Genomic DNA, 18,416 nt, shown 5'->3' on the forward strand with positions numbered 1-18,416 from the left:
CGTTTTTCACTAGGCTAATACACTGTGGTTTTGGCTTTTAGTTTAACTGGTACAAATTACAAACTTTCTAATATCAAATGATAGATACCACTCTGCTCGCCGTTTTTATTCCAACCATTTTTTTCGTTAGCATCACACCTGGTATGTGTATGACCTTAGCAATGACGCTGGGTATGTCTATTGGCGTCAGGCGCACGCTATTTATGATGTTTGGAGAGTTATTAGGCGTTGCTAGCGTTGCCATCGCGGCGGTGATGGGTGTCGCAGCTGTAATGCTTAACTACCCTAGCGCATTCGCCACCCTAAAAATTATCGGTGGCATTTATTTAGCGTATATAGGTATTAACATGTGGCGATCGAAAGGCAAGCTTGCCATTAGTAAAGACGCCAATGTGGAAAGACAGCCGCTACAACTTTTTTCACAAGGCTTTGTCACCGCAATAGCAAACCCAAAAGGCTGGGCATTTATGGTTTCCTTACTACCGTCTTTTATTAACCAATCAATGCCACTAGCACCTCAGCTAAGCTTTCTGGTCGCCATTATTTTACTTTCAGAGTTTATTTGCATGATGCTGTATGCAGCTGGTGGGAAAACCATAGGTAAGTTACTCACTTCGAAGGGCAACGTGAAATTACTCAATAGAATTTCAGGCGGGTTGATGGTTTGTGTCGCACTATGGCTATTTGCTAGCTAGCAGCCTTTTACAAAAGTGAACTATAAAAGTCATAGATAAAAGTGAAGTATAAAAGCCATGGACAAAACCATAGATGGCAGTCATGATTAGAAACTAAGCCGCAAGACTATACCCCAAGATTACAATAAATCTTCAGGTATGGCCTTGAAACTTTGAAAACTTTGCACGGTAAAACTGACTGTTTGTGTCTCGCCAGTCGCCGATTCAAGCGTTAACCACACTCGCCATGTCATATGCGCTTGTGCGCAGCTACCGAACATGGTTTTCGCCGCCCAGCCACCATCACTTACCTGTTTGAAAAACAATGGGATTTTACCCATATACATATCTTCGCCTGCCATGTGCGCGCTGGTTACAGTAAGCTCGCTTGGTAGCGCCAAGAGGTGCATCTCAAACGGCGTTTCAGCAACTAAGAATTTAGTATTAAAACCTAGACTAAGCTCGCCAAACTGGGTGGATAATTGACAACTAGACTGACCATAGATGCAGCCAACCTCATGGCTAATATCTATGCGATTATCGCTTGGTTTACAGCCAAATAAAGAGAATAAAAACAAAATGATATAAGCGTATTTTTTCGTCACAACACTGCCGTTCCACGGTCGATAAAATAGTATTTTACTGGTATTTTTATTGATTATGGCGGATATCTCAGTTTTTTTTTGATTTAGAACAGGTTTTACCCGTAACGCTAATGACTTTTTGGGGGTAACTCTTTAATATGCGCACGGGTTGGAGAACCGCTGGTGACTCACAAAATTTGGTCTATAACTTAAGGTTAGCTTTAAGTGAGATCGTTTTGCGGGCCATTAGGCGCAATCCACGTTCTGTTAATGAATAACTAAAAACTGCGGAAACCATAACATGAGTCAAAGTAATACAGCAGCAGTAGACTACAACATGAAAGTTGTACGTCAATTTACTGTGATGACTGTCATTTGGGGGTTTGTAGGTACGCTAGTTGGTGTCTTAATTGCAGCTCAATTAATTTGGCCTGCGCTAAATTTCGATACTCCTTGGCTAACCTACTCCCGTTTACGTCCACTGCACACCAATGCGGTAATCTTCGCTTTTGGTACTAGTGCACTTTTCGCTACATCTTACTATGTTGTACAACGTACTTGTAAAACAGCATTGTTTGGTGGCAGCTTAGCATCGTTCACCTTCTGGGGCTGGCAGGCAATTATCCTTGCTGCCGTTATCACCCTACCGTTAGGTTACACTTCAAGTAAGGAATACGCTGAATTAGAATGGCCGATTGATATTGCTATCACGGTAGTTTGGGTAAGCTATGCAATTGTATTCTTTGGTACTGTAATCAAACGAACGACCTCGCACATTTACGTTGCGAACTGGTTCTTCGGTGGCTTCATCATTACCGTTGCGGTATTGCACATTGGTAACAGCATGGCAATTCCAATTTCTGGTATGAAGTCTTACTCGATTTACTCCGGTGCAATCGACGCAATGATGCAATGGTGGTACGGTCACAACGCTGTAGGTTTCCTACTAACAGCAGGTTTCCTTGGTATGATGTACTACTTCGTACCTAAGCAAGCAGAACGTCCAGTTTACTCTTACCGTTTATCTATTGTTCACTTCTGGGCACTAGTATCGTTATACATTTGGGCAGGTCCTCACCACTTACATTACACAGCACTTCCTGACTGGGCACAAAGCTTAGGTATGGTAATGTCTGTTGTATTATTCCTTCCTTCTTGGGGTGGTATGATCAACGGTATCATGACGTTGTCTGGTGCATGGCACAAACTACGTAATGACCCTATTCTTCGTTTCCTAATCGTTTCATTATCTTTCTACGGTATGTCTACTTTCGAAGGTCCAATGATGGCGATTAAATCTGTAAACGCACTATCTCACTACACTGACTGGACTGTAGGTCACGTTCACTCAGGTGCGTTAGGTTGGGTTGCAATGGTTTCAATTGGTGCAATGTACCACTTAATTCCAGTGTTATTTAGCCAAGAGCGTATGTACAGCGTTCGTTTAATCAACATCCACTTCTGGATGCACACTGCGGGTATCGTTTTATACATCGTGGCAATGTGGATTTCAGGTGTAATGCAAGGCTTAATGTGGCGTGCAGTTAACACTGACGGTACGTTAACTTACAGCTTTGTTGAAAGCTTAACGGCTTCTTACCCATTCTACTTTATGCGTTTCTTAGGTGGTGTATTAGTTGTAGCTGGTTTCGGTATCATGATCTACAACATGTTAAAAACCATAGGTGCTGAAAACGGTAGCCTTAAGAAAGTTGAAGCAGCTTAAGGAGCGTTATCATGGCTAATAATATGCAAAACAAGCACGAAAAAGTTGAAAAGCACGTTGGCTGGTTCTTCATCTTTACGATTATGGCGATCAGTATTGGTGGTTTAGTGGAAATTACCCCACTATTCTTCCAAAAAGAAACAACGACGCCGGTAACTAACTTACGTCCATACACTGCACTAGAAATGGAAGGTCGTGACATATACATCCGTGAAGGTTGTAACGTATGTCACAGTCAAATGATCCGTCCTTTCCGTGCAGAAACTGAACGCTACGGTCACTACTCAGTTGCTGGTGAGCACGTATGGGAGCACCCGTTCCTATGGGGTTCTAAGCGTACTGGTCCTGATTTAGCGCGCGTAGGTGGCCGTTACAGTGATGACTGGCATCGTGCTCACTTAATCGACCCACGCTCGGTAGTGCCAGAGTCAAACATGCCATCGTTCAGATGGTTAGAAGAGAACACGTTAGACGGCAAGCTAACTGCGAAGAAGTTAGAAACGTTCAACATGTTAACTCGTAACCGTGGCCATAAAGATGAAAATGGCAACCCTATTCCACTTTACTCAGCTGAAGACATCGCAAATGCACGTTCTGACGTACAAGGTAAAACGGAAATGGAAGCTATCATCGCTTACCTTCAGTCGTTAGGTCACGCATTGAAGTAATCACCATGGACTATGGAACACTAAGAGGGTTAATTGCCCTTCTAATATTGGCACTTTTTATCATCATTGTGGTCTGGGCTTACAGCAAGAGTCGCAAATCGTCTTTTGACCAAGCAGCGAACTCTATTTTCGAAGAAGACCACAAAGATGAGGTAAACAAACAGGAGACTAATAAATAATGTCTAGCTTCTGGAGTATTTGGATTACTGTTCTTTCACTAGGAACGTTAGTAGGTTGTTACCTATTATTACGCTGGTGTTTAAAGAACTTCGCTGGTGTCCCTGAAGGCGAATCTATGGGACACGAATTTGATGGTATCGAAGAGTTAAACAATCCACTTCCTAAGTGGTGGTCTACATTCTTCCTAATTACTATCATTTGGGGCTTCGGCTACTTACTTTTCTACCCAGGTTTAGGTAACTGGCAAGGTCTTTTTGGCTGGAAGTCATCTAACCAAGGTATTATGAGCATCGAAGAGTCTAAAGCGTTAACTGCTGCTAACTTAAAATCGGATTCTGGTGTACTTAACCAGTACGACCGTGAAGTAGCGCAAGCTGACGAAAAATACGGCCCAATCTTTGAAGCATACGCAGCGCGTAACATTGAAGACTTAGCGGGTGACGAAGAAGCACGTAAAGTAGGTCAACGTTTGTTCCTACAAAACTGTGCACAATGTCACGGCTCTGATGCACGCGGTACAACTGGCTTCCCTAACCTAACCGACAACGATTGGTTATACGGCGGCACACCAGCTGACATCAAGCACTCATTAATCCACGGCCGTAAGGCTAACGGTATGATGGCTTGGAAATCAGCACTAGGTGGTGAGCAAGGTGTTAAAGAAATGGCAGCTTACGTATTAAGCTTAAGTGGCCGTGAAGTTAACGCTGAAGACGCAGCAAAAGCAGCGCCTAAGTTCGCAATGTGTGCAGCATGTCACGGTCCAGAAGGTCAAGGCAGTAATGCTATGGGTATCGCACTTGGTGCACCTGCCCTTAACGACAACATCTGGTTATACGGTGGCTCACAAAAAGCCGTTGAAGAATCTATTCGCAATGGCCGTGCCGGTGTAATGCCAGCTTGGTTAGATATCCTAGGCGAAGAGAAAATTCACGTTATCAGTGCTTACGTTTACAGCTTATCTAATAAGTAATCAATAAACGCAAGTTTCTTTTTAAAAACGCCTTGCTAAGCAATTAGCAAGGCGTTTTTTTATGCCCTATTAACGCTCACACTCCTAACCTTTTATTTAAAAGGGCTTTCAACACCTACCCGTTTTTCACTAGAAGGTTTTCATCAGAGCTACATAGATTACTCGCAAACCTAAGTCACTCTTTTTATAGATGTTGCTCATAAAATTGTGCGGTTAGATTTTATTGACCCAGATCTTAAATTTTCGATTAAATCGTAGAGCCCGACGATGAAAAACGCTACAATATTGCCCTTATTTGTCGTAACTAGACTGTAGAATAAATTAATGAAAACTCCTTGGTATAAAGAGCCGTGGGCTTGGTTAGTCTTTTTCCTACCTTTATCTGCGGTGATCGCAGGTATCACTACCGTGATTATTGCAAACACCGACCCCGATGACTTAGTGGTAGGTGACTACTATAAAAAGGGTAAGGCAATTAATATTGAGGTGTCTAAAGTTAAGCTTGCTCAAAAACTTGGCATGAAATTCGGCTTAAAACTTTCTGACAATGAATTAGTTATTCGCCCACTCGGCATTGAAAAAGAATTTCCAGTAATTAATGCCAATTTCTATCACCCAACGCTAGAAGAAAGAGATTTTTACTTAGCGCTAACGCCTGACGGCAATGGTGATTTCAGACACCGCTTTGAAGATGCAGTATCTGGCAAGTGGCGTGTTACCCTCTCATCTTTTGAAAACAACTGGAAAGTGCAAGCAACAGTTGCATTACCACAAGAAGAATTCATTGAGTTAATACCAAACCCAGCACAAGCTCAGTAATAACGTACACATGTCAGATCCTTGCTTTCATTGCGGCGAGCCCATTCCTAAGGGTATTTCGCTATTTGTGACGATAGATCAGCAATCACAAGCCATGTGTTGTGCTGGTTGTCAGGCGGTTGCCGAAACTATCGTTGAAAATAACCTCACCGACTACTACAAGTTTCGCACCGAAAATGCGCCCAAAGGTACAGCACTAGTACCAGAGCAGTTGAAACGAAATCAACTGCTCGATGATGATAATCTCCAGCATGAATTTACGCATCAAATTGGTAATACTCGAGAAACCATATTAACGGTTGATGGCATTAGCTGTGCCGCGTGTGCGTGGCTGATTGAAATGAAGCTTGAGCAAATTAGTGGCGTCAGTAAAATTTCGGTTAATGCTACCACCCAACGTGCGTCGGTGCATTGGCAAAATGATCACATTAAGCTCAGCAAGATTATCGAACAAATTGAACGACTTGGTTATCATGCCCTGCCCTTTAAAGCGAGCGATGCTGAGCAACAAAACTTAGCGCAAAGCAAAACGTTTATTAAACGCTTAGGCATTTCTGGCATTTTAATGATGCAAGTGATGATGATTGCCGTTGGTTTATATTTCGGCGCGTTTTCTGATATGTCAGAGCACAATCTGGTGTACCTTCGCTACACCAGCTTACTGCTGACCACGCCTATTATTTTCTATGGTGCGCTGCCATTTTATACAGGCGCTATTAATGCATTGAAGTCAAAACGCTTGTCAATGGATGTGCCCGTATCTATCGCCATTCTACTGGCCTTTTTTGCCAGTGCATGGGCGACTATTAGCCAGCAAGGCGAGGTTTACTTTGAATCTGTTTCTATGTTCACCTTTTTACTGCTCATTGGTAAGTTTTTAGAGTTTCGCGCTCGCTCTCGTGCCGCGCAAGTCTCTGCCAATTTATTGAAACTCATGCCAATGACAGCGACTAAACTAGTCAACGACATAGAACAATATGTTGCTGCTAAGTCATTGGCAATTGGCGATAAAGTGATGATTAAACCGGGCGAAACAGTGCCGGCAGACTGTGTTATTGAACACGGCGACAGCCACTTTAACGAGGCCATGCTTTCTGGTGAACAGCGACCTGTTGCTAAGAAAGTTTGTGACAATATATTTGCCGGTACTATTAATGGCGACGGCAACCTAGTCGCCAATGTCGTCCAACCGGGTAGTGATACCTTTTTAAGCCAACTGATCCGATTAAGCGAGTCTTCGCAAGCACACAAGCCTAAAATTGCCCAACTTTCCGATAAAATTGCGCAGTATTTTGTTGCTATTATCTTGTTAACCGCTATCGGTACGGCGTTATACTGGCAGCAACATATGCCAAGTGAAGCATTCTGGATCACGCTCTCTGTGCTGGTTGCTACTTGCCCTTGTGCACTATCGCTTGCCACGCCAACCGCGCTCACTTGCGGCACTACACGCCTTAATCGTGATGGCATTATGATCAAATCAGGCCATGTGATGGAAACTATTCCTGAAGTTGACACCTACGCGTTTGATAAAACCGGCACGCTAACACAAGGTGAGTTCCAAGTAACCCAGCTTAAGCGCTTTGATGAAAACTATAGCAAACAGCAACTATTAGCCTTGGTAGCTGCGCTGGAAGCGCATTCTCAACACCCACTTGCTAAAGCATTTACCCAGTATCGCGACTTTGCGATTAACGCAACTGAGATTAAAGTGCATCCAGGGCTAGGTGTTACAGGCCAAGTAGGTAACGATAAAATTTCACTGGGTAAAGTCAGTTGGTTAATTACTGACAGCAATGAGGCAAAGCAGTTAAATTGTGACGACGCACAAATTGCTGTGATGATTAACGACAAGCTAGTTGCCGCTATTTATCTCACCGATAGCGCGCGTGAAGACGCTCAAAGTGTGCTTAGCGCGCTAAAAGCAAAAGCGATGACAACCTATATGCTCTCTGGCGATAGCAGTGCGGGCTGCCAACAAATTGCTTCTCAACTGCCGATAGACCACGTACATTCGAGCCTAAGCGCGCACGAGAAAATGGAAAAGGTAAAATCGCTGCAAAGTAGCCATACTGTGGCGATGGTCGGTGATGGTGTAAACGACACACCAGTGTTTAGCGCAGCACACGTTTCTATTGCCATGGGCAGTGGTACAGACGTCGCAAAAAGTGGCGCTGATGTAATTTTACTTAACAACCGATTAACGTCATTGTCGGTATTGCGTCATGTTGCCCAAAAAACTCGCCGTATTATCTGGCAAAATTATGGCTGGGCATTTGGCTATAATGCTATTGTACTGCCATTAGCCGTTTGCGGTTACATTACGCCTTATATGGCGGTAATTGGCATGTCAGCCAGTTCAATATTGGTTATCACTAACTCGTTGCGATTATTGAAAAAATGAGTGTAATTTACGTACTAATTCCGATTGCTATCATCCTGCTTATTGTCGGCATTTACTTGTTCTTTTGGGCGGTAAAAACCGAGCAATTTAATGATTTGGAAAAAGAAGGTTTAAGCATCTTATTCGATGATGAAAAATTAAAAGATGAGACAGCGAATACCGGAGTAATTAATACAGAAGCTTCAGAGCAATCATCTGGCACATCATCTGACACTAGCAATAAGCGTTAATGAACATCGATCTATTTTCGGCATTTATTATTGGCCTGCTCGGTGCAGGCCATTGTATTGCCATGTGTGGCGGCGTTTCTGGTATGTTGTTGTCGGCCATTCCTGCCGGACAAAACCAGCAAAAATTCTCACTGATTGTTGGCTACAACCTAGGCCGTATTCTCTCTTATAGTTTAATCGGCGGTATTGTCGGTTTTACCGGCTCAATCACGGCAAAAAACCTCGGTGTACCGCTAACGGGCTTAAGACTACTGTCAGGCGTCTTTCTAATTTTACTTGGCTTGTATTTAGGCCAGTGGTTTATGTTACTGGCGAAGGTTGAGCAAGCCGGTAAAAAGCTTTGGCAATTTATCTCACCGTTAGCAAAACACTTTTTGCCGGTAAATAACAAACGTAAAGCATTTGGCTTGGGGGCTGTTTGGGGTTGGTTACCCTGTGGCTTAGTCTACTCAACGCTAACATGGGCACTCGCTAGTGGTAGCTTTAGTCAAGGGGCGCTGATTATGGCTGCATTTGGTGCTGGCACTCTACCGGCACTGCTTACACTTTCCTTTGGTGTGTTTTCGGTCAAAAAAATGCTACAAAATCGAACATTTAGAAACGTTTTGGCTACAGGTCTGATTTGTTACGGTTTATACACATTGTTTATTGCTTACAGGCTAATGTTTTAATACTATACCGAGCGTAATTCCAAGGAAATATTAAGGTTATTCCGCCATGTCTAGTCACTGTGCAAGCAACAACCATATTCATTGCCAGAACTGCAGTATCAGTGAGCTTTGCTTACCATTTTCCCTTAACGAGCAGGAGTTAGATACACTCGATAATATTATCGACCGCAAGCGCCCTATCCACAAAGGCGAAAAGATTTTCCAAGACGGCGAAGCACTTCATTCTTTATTCGCTATCCGCTCAGGCACTTTTAAAACATTTACCATTGATTCTAACGGCGAAGAGCAAATTACTGGCTTCCACTTAGCTGGTGATTTACTGGGTTTCGACGCCTTAGCCAGCAGCGAGCACCAGAGCTTTGCACAAGCATTAGAAACGTCAATGGTTTGTGAAATCCCCTACCATACTCTAGACGAGCTTTCGAATTCGATGCCAGCGCTTAAACGCCAAGTCTTAAGGCTGATGAGTAACGAGATTCGAGCAGATCAAGATATGCTATCACTACTTAATCGTAAGAATGCCGAGCAACGCTTAGCAACATTTTTATCATCGTTAAGTAGCCGATATAAAGCCCGTGGCTTGTCTGCCAGCCAATACCGCTTAACAATGACGCGTGGCGACATTGGAAACTACATTGGCTTGACCGTTGAAACGATTAGTCGCTTGCTAAATCGTTTTCATAAGCAAGAACTCATCATTGTTGAAGGTAAGTTAATTACCATCAATGATCTCGATGGATTAAATGAAGTCGCCATGCTGTAAAGCAAGGCGATTTCCTTCCTTTTTCTTCTTCACTTCTATTTTTATTCCCCTTTAACAAGCCGTTTTCACCGCTAACAAGCTTGCATCAGTGCATTTACCTACTAAGCTAAAAGTAATTGGTTAGTAGCGCCTATTTATTGATTTAAAACAAATAATTATTTGCTCATTAAAAGCACACTGTTTGTACACTATTGAATCAGCGAGGTACAGAGCATGGAAACGTATCAAAAAATCTTAGTCGTAGTTGACCCAACAACTGAAGAACAAAAAGCCTTAAGTCGGGCAATTGAGCTTGCTGATAAAACGCAAGGCAAAATCACAGCGTTTTTGAGCATTTTCGATTTTTCATACGAAATGACGACTATGCTCTCTAGCGACGAGCGTGAATCAATGCGGCAAATTGTGATCAATGATCGTATGTTGTGGATTGATGAACGTATAAAGGAGCTAGGCGCTTCTGAAAAAGACATCGACATCAAAGTGATCTGGCATAACAGACCTTTTGAAGCGGTTATTGACCAAGTGTTAGAGCATGGCTATGACGTTGTTATCAAAGGTACGCACGAACACGACAAACTCAAATCCGTGATTTTCACACCAACTGACTGGCATTTATTGCGTAAATGCCCATGTCCATTATTATTGGTTAAAGACCATTCATGGCCGGCAAACGGCAATATTTTAGCGGCGGTCAATGTCGGTAGTGATGAAGATGAGCACCAATCGCTCAATAGCATCATCACAGAAGAAGCCAAACACCTTGCTGATTTAATTAGCGCTAATGTGCATTTGGTTAATTCATTTCCTGGCACTCCGGTCAACATTGCTATCGAAATCCCCGAATTTGATGCCAGCCAATACAACGACACCATGTTGCAGCATCATCAACAATCAATGCTAACACATGCTGAAAAATACGGCATCGATACCGCCAACACCTATATCAAAGCGGGGCTACCGGAAGATGTTATTGACGAATTATCGCAAGAGCTTGATGCCGAATTGGTCATTTTAGGGACAATTGGCCGTACCGGATTGTCAGCAGCACTAATTGGTAATACTGCTGAACATGTTATTGACCGATTGAATTGTGATGTCTTGGCGTTAAAACCAGCAGGCTATATTTCACCGCTACAAAGCTAGCTGCTGAGCCATACATAGATTGATATAACGAATATAAAACAAAATATTAAAACATTAAAACATTAAAAACAAAGCTGACCGTTCGGTAAGTCACCAAAAACATTAACAAAATCGTAACCAATAGTCGCTAAAAAGAATGCTACTGTTGGTTATTTTTACTTATCTTTTATACCAGTTAGCTATATAATACGCGCCCAATTATTTGAGTAGTTTTTTGGTATGACTGAAGCAGATAACAGAAAGGCCATCTTTGAAGCCAACAAGTTGCAGAAGCGACTTCGTAGTAAAGTCGGTAAAGCGATTGCTGATTACAATATGATCGAAGAAGGCGACGTTGTTATGGCGGCAATTAGTGGCGGCAAAGATTCGTTTGCCATGCTTGATATTTTGCTTAGCTTAAAAAAGTCAGCACCAATCAATTTTGATGTGATTGCGGTTAACTTGGATCAAAAGCAACCGGGCTTTCCAGCACACATCTTACCCGACTACTTCGAATCACTTGATATCCCCTACTACATCATCGATAAAGACACTTATTCGGTTGTTAAACAAAAAGTTCCGGAAGGTAAAACCACTTGTGGTTTGTGCTCGCGTTTACGTCGCGGCACGCTTTATTCGTTTGCTGAGCAAATTGGTGCAACTAAGATTGCCCTTGGCCACCACATGGATGATATCGTGGAAACCTTATTTTTAAATATGTTCTTTGGCGCAAAGCTAAAAGCAATGCCGCCGAAGCTTCGTGCAGACGATGGTCGAAACACAGTTATTCGCCCGTTGAGCTATGTTCGTGAAAAAGACCTTATTGCCTTTGCAGAAGTACGTGAATATCCAATTATTCCATGCAACTTGTGTGGCTCTCAAGAAAACTTGCAACGCCAAAATATCAAGGCTTTGCTAAGCAGCTGGGACGCCCAAACCCCAGGTCGCATTGAAAACATATTTAAATCATTGAAAAATGTCAGCCCAAGCCAATTAGCCGATACTGAGCTATTTGACTTCGCCAACCTGCCAATTGATCGCAGCGCGCCACGCGAAGCTTATGACTTTTCAAAAGAAACTGTCTCGTCTACCAATTTAGCGACAGAGCTTACCAATTCGTTAGATACCAACATAGACGATTCAATGATTATCGACGTTTCCAATATCTAAACACTATTTAGAAAAGTTATTTAAAAAAGTTGTTTAGAAAAATTAACGGATTATTTAACGAATAAATACGTCCTGATGCGCTGATTGTTGCCTAATTTTACGCAAACAACAGCTAGGACATTGAACGCTTTCTTTTTAACGCCAATGAATTGGCCCAAACTTTAAGCTTAGCAACCCATGATGTTAGAAAAACTTTTCAAACTTACAGAACACGGAACTAACGTTCGCCAAGAAGTTGTTGCGGGGATCACTACATTCCTGACAATGGCTTACATTATTTTTGTTAACCCCGCTATGTTAGCCGATGCCGGTATGGATCACGGCGCCGTATTTGTCGCAACCTGTGTTGCCGCAGCGGTTGGCTGTTTTATTATGGGTTTTTTCGCCAACTACCCAATTGCCCTTGCACCGGGCATGGGGCTAAACGCCTTTTTCACCTACACAGTCGTCCTTGAGATGGGTTACAGCTGGCAAGTGGCACTTGGTGGCGTATTTATCTCAGGTATTATTTTCGTAATACTCAGCATCTTCAAAATTCGCGAATGGATTATCAACAGCATTCCACAATCACTGCGCTATGGTATCGCTGCCGGTATTGGTTTATTCCTCGCATTTATCGGTTTAAAAAGCGCTGGCATTATCGTTGATAACCCAGCAACGTTAGTTAACCTTGGCGATATTACTTCATTACCTGCGTTGATGGCGGCTCTTGGTTTATTCCTGATTGTAGCAATGGCAAGTCGCGGTATGAATGGCGCGGTAATGTACTCAATTTTAATTGTGACTGGCTTAGGCATTTTACTTGGCGATGTTCAATTTAACGGTTTAGTGTCGCTACCACCTGATGTGACTCCAACGTTTATGCAATTAGACATCATGGGCGCATTAGAAGTAAGCATGATCAGTGTTATCTTTGCATTCTTGTTCGTCGACTTGTTCGATACTTCAGGCACATTAATCGCTGTTGCCCAAAAAGGTAAACTGCTAAATGAAGACGGTTCACTGCCTCGTTTAGATAAAGCACTACTTGCTGACTCATCTGCAACTATCGCAGGTAGCATGTTAGGCACTTCAACTACCACCAGTTATGTTGAAAGTGCTTCAGGCGTTGCCGCTGGTGGTCGCACAGGCTTAACTGCGGTTGTGGTTGGCTGTTTATTCTTACTTGCCTTATTATTTTCGCCACTAGCGGGTATGGTGCCAGCTTACGCAACAGCAGGCCCTCTATTTTTCGTTGCGGTATTAATGCTTTCAAGCCTAGCTCATATTGATTGGGACGACTTGTTAGAAGCAGTACCTGCAGCTCTAATCTGTATTACTATGCCATTAACTTTCTCTATTGCTCACGGTATTGCCTTTGGCTTTATTGGTTATGCAGCAGTGCGAATTTTTGCCGGCAAGTTTAATCAGTTATCAGCCAGTGTGCTTTTAATAGCCGCACTATTTGTAATTAAGTTCATTTATTTTGGATAGGAAAGTTCAATGACTTTATCTCGTACTTTTTTGGTCGCTGGCGGCCTTGTTGTATCAAGTATGACTTCTGCACAAACAATATGGAGTTCAAATAGCTTAACTTACCTCAAAAACACCAGTGATTTTGAAGTATTAACTAATGACGACGTAGATGTTTTCACTTTAGAGCACGCTTCAGGCCACAACTGGGGTGACGCTTTTATGTTTGTTGACCGCATTGATGCTAAAGCAGATGCTAATGCACCAACACACAAAGAAACTTACGGTGAAGTTACCGCTCGTTTAAGCCTTTCTTACGCATTAGACAGCAAGGTTTCTTACGGCCCACTAAAAGACGTATTCATTGCTGGTACATACGAGCATGCAAGCATCTCTCAGCCTAACTTCAGCACAGGTTTTGATAACTACTTAATTGGTGTTGGTACTTCTTGGAATATTCCAGGTTTCGCTTTCTTTGGCGCTGATGTTTACCAAGCGAACAACGAATTAACCGACAACGACACACAATTAACTATTACTTACGGCTACCCGATTACCATGGGCAAACACAAAGTAATGATTGATGGTTACATTGATTGGTCTTCTTCAGCCGACGATCACGCTGCTGACTTCCACTTCAATCCGCAAGTGCGTTTAGACGTAGGTAACTACTTTGGTAAGCCAAACGCTGTTGAAGTGGGTATTGAATACAGTTACTGGCACAACAAATTCGGTATCGCGGGTATCGATGACGAAAGTGTTGTTAGCGCCATCGTAAAAGTATTTTTATAAGACTAGTCCTTAAAAGCTTAAGCAATAGACTTATCAACAATTAACAAAATGCCGCAGTTTAAATTATTTAAACTGCGGCATTTTTATTTGCCTTCCGTTATCGGCTGACTCTTCCTCTAGCCCTAAAGTGAACTCTGCAGTTAGCTCTATATTCGAATAAACCAAACCTTAGTCGTTGTTATTTTATCTTAGATTTATCAATGGATAGCTAAAAGGTTAAAACTCTTCTTAAAACTACTTGGTCTAACTGTATTTTGATCGAAATAATCCCATCGATACACTCACGATTACGATTAAAGCAAAACAAAATTAGCCGAAGCAATTCGCTTAGTTAAAGATAAACTAAGCGATAGATAAGCTGCACAAGTGGGCTGTATGGACGCAGCATTATAGCTAAGGCGCGGTTGATGATTGCAAGTATTGGCTATTGTGGCGCAGCATATCTGAGATTTCCAACACATAGTCTGAGCCGCGCTCAGAGTATGGCAACAAACCCATGGCTAACACTTCAGGCACCAAAGGCTGGTCTTGCTCGCGCAGTTGTTGGCGAATTGAACGAAATACGCTGTATGCGTTATTCGTGTTGATATTGTGCAAGTAACGGTTAACCGCCTCGTCAACAGATTGGAATGCTTCCACTTCATGTTTGGCACCGCTATTGCGAGAACGAGGCACCATGCCACAGCCCGATTTATAGCACCATATACCAAAGAAATTTAATCCGATGCGAGCAAACCTTGATGTTCCCCAAGCAGATTCGTTTGCTGCCTGCACCAGCACAAGCGCGGTTGGGATCTCATCAACCTTTAACAACAAATGGTGTAATTGCTGCATTTGGCTACCCTTTTTACTCACCCGATAACGGCTAGCCAACACATCCAATTGTTGCTCTTGGCCAGGCATCAGCGGTTCACCTAAAGATACCGTTACCAACATTTCTTCAAGTGCAGTTCGGTCTGCAAGAATAGCGTTATTATTTGACTCTACGGCGGGTCGAATAAAATCAAAAAAAGCAGATTTTTTCTGGTTAACATCAACAATTGCTGCGAAGTCTGGCAGCGTTACGTTGTGCAGCGGTTTTTCAATAATGACGGGTTTAGGTGGTGGCGGAAGTACCGGCGCTGGCACCACTTCTTCTCGCTCGGTTGTAACAACAAACGGGCGAATAAGTGCCGCAGCAATAACAGCCGCACCTAAAACAAACAGTAATTTCCTTAACATCTTTTGCAACATAATTGCTCAATCCCTTTCTTTGCCATGCTAGGCGACAAACGTGTCATCACCTACTTGTGCGTCAGCAGCAACTGCGTGTAATTTCATCCCGAAAATTTCACGATACAAAATGCCTTTAGCGTTGTAATAACAAGGCGCTAGATAAGATAGCGAGAAGATAAAAATAACGCTAGCGATAAACATCATAATTTCAGTTTGTGCAATTACCATTGGCAAGAGTGACGCTGCAAGTGCCATCACCATAAATAAGTAAACAGCAAAAATATTAAACCACTGAAAACGAAGGGCTTTCAGCGATAAAATAATCGCTTTACCTGGTGTTAAACGCTTTTCAAGTACCAGTGGAATAGTAAGAGATAAGGCAACGGCTAAGAATATGCCGGGAATGATCAGTAGCTGTAAACCTAAACTGATCAGTACAGATGTCATCACAGCGCAAAGTGCTACCCAACTGCCACGTTTTAAAAATGCAAACACTAGCTTCGGCTGTGTTTTTACGCCCACTGCGTGCAATACTCCCATCATTTCGACGCCAGCAAGAAATGGCCAAATCACCAGGGTAACAACGATATTAAGGATTAAACTCGCTTCAGGGTTTTCCATAATATTTTCAACACCACCCAAGTACTCACCGACTAACAATGAGCAAGCCATGCCAATAAGTAATACAAACAAAAGGCCGATATTTATCGACCAGCGTGTTGTGGTGGTTTTTTGCCATGCTTCTTGCAGCACTTGTTTAGGGTTGATGACGTACTGACCTTTCAGCGCTTTTTCAACATCACCACCAACTTGAATAATCGAATCTTTGTCCACAAAACACCTATAAGTAGCAAGAACATACCCCTGTTTTTATTGGGGTTTAAAAGACATTTGAACTCTTATTGTACCTTAATGAACGTGGTAATGCTGTGCATTTATTGCGCAAGCAATTGCGAATAAAGTTGATGGTATTCAGCGGTTGTTTACCGGTTCATGTGGTAAGAGCTAAAAGTCGATGTCAATCCCATCGCCTTTTCCGCCAAAGAAACTCCCTAAAATTCGGCCAACTAATCTGAAAAACCAAACGACGAAGTCAACAGGAAACTCAATGACTAATTCAATAACATCCAAAACGACGTGATCTCCATCTCGTTTACCGCGTCTTTTGCTAGGCCAACACCAATAAGCGCTAACAAATAAGACAAAGCTAACGAACAAGAGACTCCAACTAAACTCAGCGGTTACCAACGAGGCGGACAAAAAACACCCTGCGACAAAGCAAAGTACGGCCAATAATTCTCTTAACGATTCCATTCTCAATAATTTCCTATTTATTTGTCAGTTATTTGTAAGTTATGTATAACTTAGCACTGAACACGTTAATCCTGTTACGAAAGTTGGCTCGCATTTTCTTGTTCTTGCAGAGTTGCAGCTTTTGACAAAGCCCACCACCCGATAAAAATACTCATTACAATTCTAATGGGAAAATAAACTAGTGCAGGTAGATCAAAAATCCAATAAACAACTTGTTCAGGCAACACATAAAACGCCACTTGTTTAACCCAAAAAATGATTGGCACAAAATCACGAAGCAAATCGTTTACTGAAATGCCAATCAGTTTCCAACCCTCAAGCACATTTATCCATAAGGCATAAACCCCCAAGGCACCATCGCCTAAGCTACCGACCACAGATGACCAACCTAAAATAAGCAAAAACAAACGCACCATCACTCCTTAGTCAATCGCGAAGCGCTAGTGTCAACGCAATATCATTCCGTAACATCTAGGATTATTCATTATGCGTAAAGCTCATAAATTTTATAGGGTTAATTTTTATAGAGGTGATGTTGGGTTGTTGAAGTACCATTGATGGAAAGAAGATAGGTGGTTGCGATTTTATTCTGTAGCTAGGTCTAGGTTACTGGCAAGATGGTGACAACCTTTATTGTCAATACTGAACAATAGCGAGAAGAATTATTCTGTTTTGGGCGGGGTCGCAGTTAAGTGGGCTAATACCATGCTCGCTAGATTACCTGACATGTTGTAGGTTTGGCTAAATATATGGGTTACTTTGAATGGTTAAAGTTGCATGGTTAACGGTGAATGGTTAACTAACTGCTTTTTCCAGTTTAGCCGCATAGAACTGCCATAACTCTTCAAAGTTGCTAAATTTGTACAATTTTCCATGGTACATTGCTTTCATCACATTCACCTAACACTTGCGTTTATTTACATTAACTTGCTTTAACTTTCGTTAATGTTGTTGCAAGAAACGCTTTCACCAATTGATGTCGACAATTGTATATATTTCAACCAACAAAAAGCGTTATAGAGTGCTATTTGAATGTAATAAGTTGTACGTTATTTATTCACCTATTCACTTGGCGGACGGCTTAGTTTACGCAGTGCTAGCTCAGCTTATTCAAGCCAGCCAAAAATTGTTTAAAGAACTTTGTGCCTTTTTCTTCGGCCAAGGCAATATTATCTTCTGGGATTTGTTCGGGGTTTTGATACACCGCCAGCACTTTCGCCATACTCGCTTCGCGAATTAAGTGCAAAGTTGGTAGTGGTGAACGGTTGGTATAGTTGCTAGCCCCTTGCTCATCTTCGCCTTCAAAAACATAGTCTGGATGAAAACTGGCAATTTGTATTTCGCCATCTAAGCCTAAATCAACAAGTAACTCGTTAGCGTAATCGACCAAATCAAGGTATTTGTCAAAACTGCGAAAGCCGGTTGTAAAAATCACCAGTGTAGTTTCAATTTCTGGGTGTTCAACTAGGTGTTGTAATTGCTCGGCAACTTCACTTAGCGCTTGCTCAAGTAGGCCGGTATTGCTGGTAGCATAACGAATGGTGTTATTGACGAACTCTTTTTTTGCAAAAGGGCAAAAGTTTAAGCCAATCACTATTTGTTCAAGCCAATGTTTAGTTTTTACCACTGCGGGGTGTAGTTTTTCGTCAGTCATTTTAA

The 18,416-nt window shown here is 42.3% G+C and carries 20 protein-coding genes; 14 read left to right on the forward strand and 6 right to left on the reverse strand.

Translation table 11 applies throughout. The features are described from left to right. Window positions 1–77: 77 nt before the first annotated feature. Complete coding sequence (locus DXX94_RS02535) at window positions 78–695, forward strand: LysE family translocator (protein ID WP_116013666.1); 618 nt, start codon at window positions 78–80, stop codon at window positions 693–695. A 119-nt stretch (window positions 696–814) separates the two neighbouring features. Here DXX94_RS02535 and DXX94_RS02540 read toward each other — a convergent pair whose 3' ends face one another. After that, window positions 815–1,279 (reverse strand): hypothetical protein, encoded by a 465-nt coding sequence (locus DXX94_RS02540; protein WP_116013667.1) that lies wholly within the window; start codon window positions 1,277–1,279, stop codon window positions 815–817. Window positions 1,280–1,559: 280 nt separating this feature from the next. On the opposite strand from DXX94_RS02540, the gene ccoN reads away from it, so the two are divergent. From ccoN to DXX94_RS02605, 13 genes are all read left to right on the forward strand, one after another. Beyond that, the gene (gene ccoN, locus DXX94_RS02545; RefSeq protein ID WP_116013669.1) at window positions 1,560–2,984 is read left to right on the forward strand and encodes a cytochrome-c oxidase, cbb3-type subunit I; all 1,425 of its coding nucleotides are present in this window, start codon (window positions 1,560–1,562) and stop codon (window positions 2,982–2,984) included. 23 nt (window positions 2,985–3,007) lie between these two features. Further along, window positions 3,008–3,652, forward strand: coding sequence for a cytochrome-c oxidase, cbb3-type subunit II (ccoO, locus tag DXX94_RS02550; RefSeq protein WP_220347692.1), 645 nt, complete (start codon window positions 3,008–3,010; stop codon window positions 3,650–3,652). A gap of 5 nt (window positions 3,653–3,657) precedes the next feature. Next, window positions 3,658–3,831: a cbb3-type cytochrome oxidase subunit 3 gene (locus DXX94_RS02555; protein WP_116000412.1), complete on the forward strand. Its 174-nt coding sequence runs from the start codon at window positions 3,658–3,660 to the stop codon at window positions 3,829–3,831. Then, window positions 3,831–4,805, forward strand: a complete 975-nt coding sequence (ccoP, locus tag DXX94_RS02560) for a cytochrome-c oxidase, cbb3-type subunit III (protein ID WP_116013671.1) — start codon at window positions 3,831–3,833, stop codon at window positions 4,803–4,805. The genes DXX94_RS02555 and ccoP overlap by 1 nt, the downstream gene beginning before the upstream one ends. A gap of 324 nt (window positions 4,806–5,129) precedes the next feature. Beyond that, window positions 5,130–5,624: a FixH family protein gene (locus DXX94_RS02565; RefSeq protein WP_116000415.1), complete on the forward strand. Its 495-nt coding sequence runs from the start codon at window positions 5,130–5,132 to the stop codon at window positions 5,622–5,624. Between the two features lie 10 nt (window positions 5,625–5,634). Beyond that, window positions 5,635–8,028, forward strand: coding sequence for a heavy metal translocating P-type ATPase (locus tag DXX94_RS02570; RefSeq protein WP_116013672.1), 2,394 nt, complete (start codon window positions 5,635–5,637; stop codon window positions 8,026–8,028). Continuing rightward, the gene (gene ccoS / locus DXX94_RS02575) at window positions 8,025–8,258 is read left to right on the forward strand and encodes a cbb3-type cytochrome oxidase assembly protein CcoS (RefSeq protein ID WP_116013674.1); all 234 of its coding nucleotides are present in this window, start codon (window positions 8,025–8,027) and stop codon (window positions 8,256–8,258) included. The genes DXX94_RS02570 and ccoS overlap by 4 nt, the downstream gene beginning before the upstream one ends. Beyond that, window positions 8,258–8,929, forward strand: a complete 672-nt coding sequence (locus tag DXX94_RS02580; protein WP_116013676.1) for a sulfite exporter TauE/SafE family protein — start codon at window positions 8,258–8,260, stop codon at window positions 8,927–8,929. Before ccoS ends, DXX94_RS02580 begins: the two co-directional genes overlap by 1 nt. A gap of 46 nt (window positions 8,930–8,975) precedes the next feature. Next, window positions 8,976–9,692, forward strand: a complete 717-nt coding sequence (gene fnr / locus DXX94_RS02585) for a fumarate/nitrate reduction transcriptional regulator Fnr (RefSeq protein ID WP_116000419.1) — start codon at window positions 8,976–8,978, stop codon at window positions 9,690–9,692. A 213-nt stretch (window positions 9,693–9,905) separates the two neighbouring features. Further along, window positions 9,906–10,835, forward strand: a complete 930-nt coding sequence (uspE, locus tag DXX94_RS02590; RefSeq protein WP_116013677.1) for a universal stress protein UspE — start codon at window positions 9,906–9,908, stop codon at window positions 10,833–10,835. Between the two features lie 219 nt (window positions 10,836–11,054). Beyond that, window positions 11,055–11,984 (forward strand): tRNA 2-thiocytidine(32) synthetase TtcA, encoded by a 930-nt coding sequence (gene ttcA, locus DXX94_RS02595; RefSeq protein WP_116013679.1) that lies wholly within the window; start codon window positions 11,055–11,057, stop codon window positions 11,982–11,984. 180 nt (window positions 11,985–12,164) lie between these two features. After that, window positions 12,165–13,457 (forward strand): NCS2 family permease, encoded by a 1,293-nt coding sequence (locus DXX94_RS02600; RefSeq protein WP_116013681.1) that lies wholly within the window; start codon window positions 12,165–12,167, stop codon window positions 13,455–13,457. Window positions 13,458–13,466: 9 nt separating this feature from the next. Next, window positions 13,467–14,228 (forward strand): outer membrane protein OmpK, encoded by a 762-nt coding sequence (locus DXX94_RS02605; RefSeq protein WP_116013682.1) that lies wholly within the window; start codon window positions 13,467–13,469, stop codon window positions 14,226–14,228. Between the two features lie 393 nt (window positions 14,229–14,621). Here DXX94_RS02605 and DXX94_RS02610 read toward each other — a convergent pair whose 3' ends face one another. From DXX94_RS02610 to DXX94_RS02630, 5 genes are all read right to left on the reverse strand, one after another. After that, the gene (locus DXX94_RS02610) at window positions 14,622–15,461 is read right to left on the reverse strand and encodes a glucosaminidase domain-containing protein (protein ID WP_258872082.1); all 840 of its coding nucleotides are present in this window, start codon (window positions 15,459–15,461) and stop codon (window positions 14,622–14,624) included. A gap of 27 nt (window positions 15,462–15,488) precedes the next feature. Next, entirely contained in the window at window positions 15,489–16,277 is a 789-nt protein-coding gene (locus tag DXX94_RS02615) for a hypothetical protein (RefSeq protein ID WP_116013684.1), read from the reverse strand. Window positions 16,278–16,448: 171 nt separating this feature from the next. Then, entirely contained in the window at window positions 16,449–16,757 is a 309-nt protein-coding gene (locus DXX94_RS02620; protein WP_116013685.1) for a hypothetical protein, read from the reverse strand. Between the two features lie 74 nt (window positions 16,758–16,831). Then, window positions 16,832–17,173: a hypothetical protein gene (locus tag DXX94_RS02625; protein ID WP_258872083.1), complete on the reverse strand. Its 342-nt coding sequence runs from the start codon at window positions 17,171–17,173 to the stop codon at window positions 16,832–16,834. A 680-nt stretch (window positions 17,174–17,853) separates the two neighbouring features. Next, entirely contained in the window at window positions 17,854–18,411 is a 558-nt protein-coding gene (locus tag DXX94_RS02630; RefSeq protein ID WP_116013686.1) for a DUF1415 domain-containing protein, read from the reverse strand. Window positions 18,412–18,416: the final 5 nt, after the last annotated feature.

This window comes from Thalassotalea euphylliae (genome assembly GCF_003390375.1).
Lineage (GTDB): Bacteria > Pseudomonadota > Gammaproteobacteria > Enterobacterales > Alteromonadaceae > Thalassotalea_F > Thalassotalea_F euphylliae_A.